General features: G+C 43.5%; 5 protein-coding genes. 2 read left to right on the top strand and 3 right to left on the bottom strand.

The features are described from left to right. Nucleotides 1–24 precede the first annotated feature (24 nt). The 3 genes from AB4653_RS17535 to ftnA form a co-directional block, all read right to left on the bottom strand. Nucleotides 25–1218 carry an NAD(P)/FAD-dependent oxidoreductase gene (locus AB4653_RS17535; protein WP_102257540.1) on the bottom strand — a complete coding sequence of 398 codons (1194 nt, stop codon included), beginning with the start codon at nucleotides 1216–1218 and terminating at the stop codon, nucleotides 25–27. A 255-nt stretch (nucleotides 1219–1473) separates the two neighbouring features. Then, a complete protein-coding gene (gene uspB / locus AB4653_RS17530) occupies nucleotides 1474–1797 on the bottom strand; it encodes a universal stress protein UspB (RefSeq protein ID WP_009848060.1) in 324 nt (107 codons plus the stop codon). A 68-nt stretch (nucleotides 1798–1865) separates the two neighbouring features. Then, nucleotides 1866–2393, bottom strand: a complete 528-nt coding sequence (gene ftnA, locus AB4653_RS17525) for a non-heme ferritin (protein WP_004735556.1) — start codon at nucleotides 2391–2393, stop codon at nucleotides 1866–1868. Between the two features lie 189 nt (nucleotides 2394–2582). On the opposite strand from ftnA, the gene uspA reads away from it, so the two are divergent. Together uspA and AB4653_RS17515 are read left to right on the top strand one after the other, a co-directional pair. Beyond that, entirely contained in the window at nucleotides 2583–3017 is a 435-nt protein-coding gene (gene uspA / locus AB4653_RS17520) for a universal stress protein UspA (RefSeq protein WP_009848061.1), read from the top strand. 52 nt (nucleotides 3018–3069) lie between these two features. Next, nucleotides 3070–3582 (top strand): EamA family transporter (locus AB4653_RS17515; RefSeq protein WP_372104844.1); only part of this gene is annotated, 513 nt, incomplete at its 3' end.

Here is a 3582-nt window from a genome sequence, read left to right as displayed (position 1 = left end):
TTAGCCAGTGCCATCGCCACTGTGCTATACGTTTTGGCCTGCAACCCAACCAGACGACCACGTCCATTGGAAGTTATAGCCCCCTAACCAACCCGTTACGTCCATTACTTCACCGATGAAATAGAGGCCAGACACACTCTTACACTCCATGGTTTTCGAAGATAGGTGATCAGTATCCACTCCGCCTAGAGTCACTTCGGCAGTTCGATAACCTTCCGTGCCATTGGGTGCAATTTTCCAGTTCTCTAGGTGCTCAACGATGCCACTAAGCTGCTTTTCGTTGAACTGTTTAAGCGGCTTGTCTTCAAGCTCTTTACGGTCAATCAGCACTTCTACAAAACGCTTTGGTAGTGCTTTCGCCAAGGTATTTTTCAGGCTCTGATTTGGGTGTTTCTCGCGAGAATTTTCAAGCAACTCGGCAACGTCTACTTCAGGTACTAGGTTGATAGAAACCGATTGACCCGCTTTCCAGAATGAAGAGATTTGCAGTACCGAAGGACCAGATAAGCCGCGGTGCGTAAACAGCAACGCTTCTTTAAATAAAGTGCCGTCTTGCGCTGTGATCTCAGCAGGAATTGCGATACCAGAAAGCTCAGCGAAAGCTTCTTTGTCTTCTTTATGCAGCGTGAATGGTACTAGCCCTGCAGTAGTTGGCAGTACCGACAAACCAAACTGCTCTGCAATCTTATAGCCAAATGGCGTTGCGCCTAGCTTAGGCATAGACAAACCGCCTGTCGCTACAACGAGTGAGTCACACTCAACTTCGTCGGTATTGAGGTGCATCTTGAAGCCTGCGTCTGTTTTTTCGATGGAGTGAACATCACAACGGTAGCGCTGTTCAACTTTCGCTTGCTTACACTCGTCAAGCAGCATGCTCACGATGTCTTTTGCTGTGTGGTCATTCACACAGAACAACTGGCCGTGATCGCGCTCTTCGAACTCAATGCCGTACTTGCTCACCATCGAGATAAAATCCCAGTTGGTGTATTGAGATAAAGCTGACTTCACGAAGTGAGGGTTGTTACATAGGAAGTTGTTGGCTGAAACATCATAGTTAGTAAAGTTACAACGACCGCCACCTGAGATTAAAATTTTTCTGCCTGGTTTCTTTGCATGATCAACCACCAGCACTCGTCGCCCGCGTTTTCCCGCTTCCGCAGCACACATTAAGCCAGCGGCGCCCGCACCAATTACGATTACATCAAATTTTTCACTCATGTGGTTCTGCTTTTCTTCACTTGTGCAGCCCGAGTACGCCCTGTTCTCGAAATGCCATCAATAAAAAAGGATGTGCATAAACAGCACATCCTTACTAATTGCTCGCTATTTTAGCGGCAATTTTAAACTTTGCAATTGATGTTCAATTGTACAATTCACAGACATAAGCAAGCCACTGTTTGGTTTGGCTTAGCGAACCAACAACCGAAGCTTTACACCAAAAACCTAAGCTCTACTTCAATCGTACTAAATGACTTAGACGATGAAAGAAGACAGCAACGTTACACCTAACAGAGCAGAAGAGAGTATGAATAACTGCCTTACACGATCGCACTTCGACGTAAAAACTTCGTCGTGATGGTGGTGATACTCTTTGCTTTTGATGTAACTAAACAGGCGAACCTGTTTGGTCATATTGCCATGGGTTGTGAAGAAACCACCTCCATCTACTTGTTGATATAGTAGAGGGTGTGCTTCTCGCATAATATAAATGAGTGTTCTTAGCGCAGTAAAGTAACGCGCCCAGTTCACACAAGTCACAACCATTAGTGCAAATAGAATAGTGTCGCCGCTGATCATCCTTTCCTCCTTACATCTTCATAAGAAAACTCAAAAGAAAAAGATAATCAGTGTCTTTCTCGTACTACCTATACGGCAGGAGCTTCCATAATTGAAGATGAACCATCTTTTGCCAATTGCGCTAAGTCTTTATCAATAAAGAACAATGCTTTACCGTCTTCACCAACAAGCTCTAGCTTATCCAATACACCTTTAAACAACTTCTCTTCTTCGTGTTGCTCTGCAACGTACCATTGCAGGAAGTTAAAGGTTGAGTAATCTTGTGTGCTGAAAGCAACGTGAGCCAGTTTGTTGATCTTTTGAGTAATCATTTGCTCATGTTCGTAAGTTTCACGGAACACAGCCCCAAGGCTATCAAATTCATGTTTTGGCGCTTCAATCGCACCTAAAATTGGCATTGCACCTGTCTCACTTACGTAAGTAAAAAGACGCTGCATGTGTTCCATTTCTTCGACTGCATGAACACGCAGAAACTCTGCTGCACCTTCAAATCCTTTATCTTCACACCAAGCACTCATTTGTAAGTATAGGTTGGATGAGAAAAATTCTAGATTAATTTGATCGTTCAGTTGCTCTACCATAGTTTTTGATAGCATTTAAGACTCCTAATTACATCTTCAGTTTTCTCTACTATATCACTATTTTATGAATATCTCGCAGGCCATTAGTTAACCAATATTTCGAGCAAACATTACGCAAGACAGTGGATATGAGATCACTTCAGCAAAAAAAGGCATTGCATAGTGCTAGTCTTTAGTTAGGCAATGAATAGAAGAGGTAGCGATATGAGTTACAAACATATTTTGGTCGCAGTCGATTTATCAGATGACAGCAAATTACTTGTGGATAAAGCGGTAGCATTGGCTAAGCCATTGGAAGCCAAAGTCTCTTTTATCCATATCGATATTAATTATGCAGAGCTCTATACCGGCCTTATTGATATCAACATGGCAGAAACCCAGCACAACGCGATGGAAGCATCTCGAGTTCAGCTACAAAATTTTGCAGAACACGCTCAATACCCTATTACCCACACCTTAGTGGGCAGCGGCGACCTGAGTCATGAACTGTGTGACACCATCAATGAATTCAATGTTGATTTAGTGGTTTGTGGGCACCATCAAGACTTCTGGAGCAAATTGCTCTCTTCAACACGACAACTGATCAATGCCTCGCCGGTTGATATGCTGGTCGTGCCTCTAAGAGATTCAGAAGACTAATGAATTAAGGTTAGGTAACATACAGCTCATATCTTATTAACGAAGTTTTTATATGAGCTATTTAGCTAGTGTTACCCTCTTATGGGCCTTCTCTTTTAGCCTGATCGGCGTTTACCTTGCTGGTCAGGTTGATTCTTGGTTCTCTGTATTAATGCGTGTTGCCCTTGCTGGCATTGTATTTCTTCCTTTCCTGAAGTTTCGAGGTATCTCGCGTAAGCTGATCGCTAAGTTGATGGCGATTGGTGGTATCCAGCTTGGGCTGATGTACTGCTTCTATTACCAGTCTTTCTTGCTGCTATCCGTTCCTGAAGTCCTTCTGTTTACCGTTTTTACCCCAATTTACGTCACGCTTATTTATGACTTCCTCAAAGGACAATTCTCTCCGTGGTATTTAGTGACAGCGGCGATTGCTGTATTGGGCGCTGTATTCATTAAATTCGCGGGTATCAACGAAAACTTTTTAGTCGGTTTCCTCGTAGTCCAAGGTGCAAACCTGTGCTTTGCTATCGGCCAAGTTGCTTACAAAGTAGTGATGGAGAAGGAATCGACAGAGTTACCTCAGCGC

This window comes from Vibrio sp. 10N.222.48.A3 (assembly GCF_041475345.1).
Lineage (GTDB): Bacteria > Pseudomonadota > Gammaproteobacteria > Enterobacterales > Vibrionaceae > Vibrio > Vibrio tasmaniensis_A.
The sequence above is the reverse complement of the archived record's forward strand: the minus strand, read 5'-3'. Positions and strand labels throughout refer to the sequence as shown.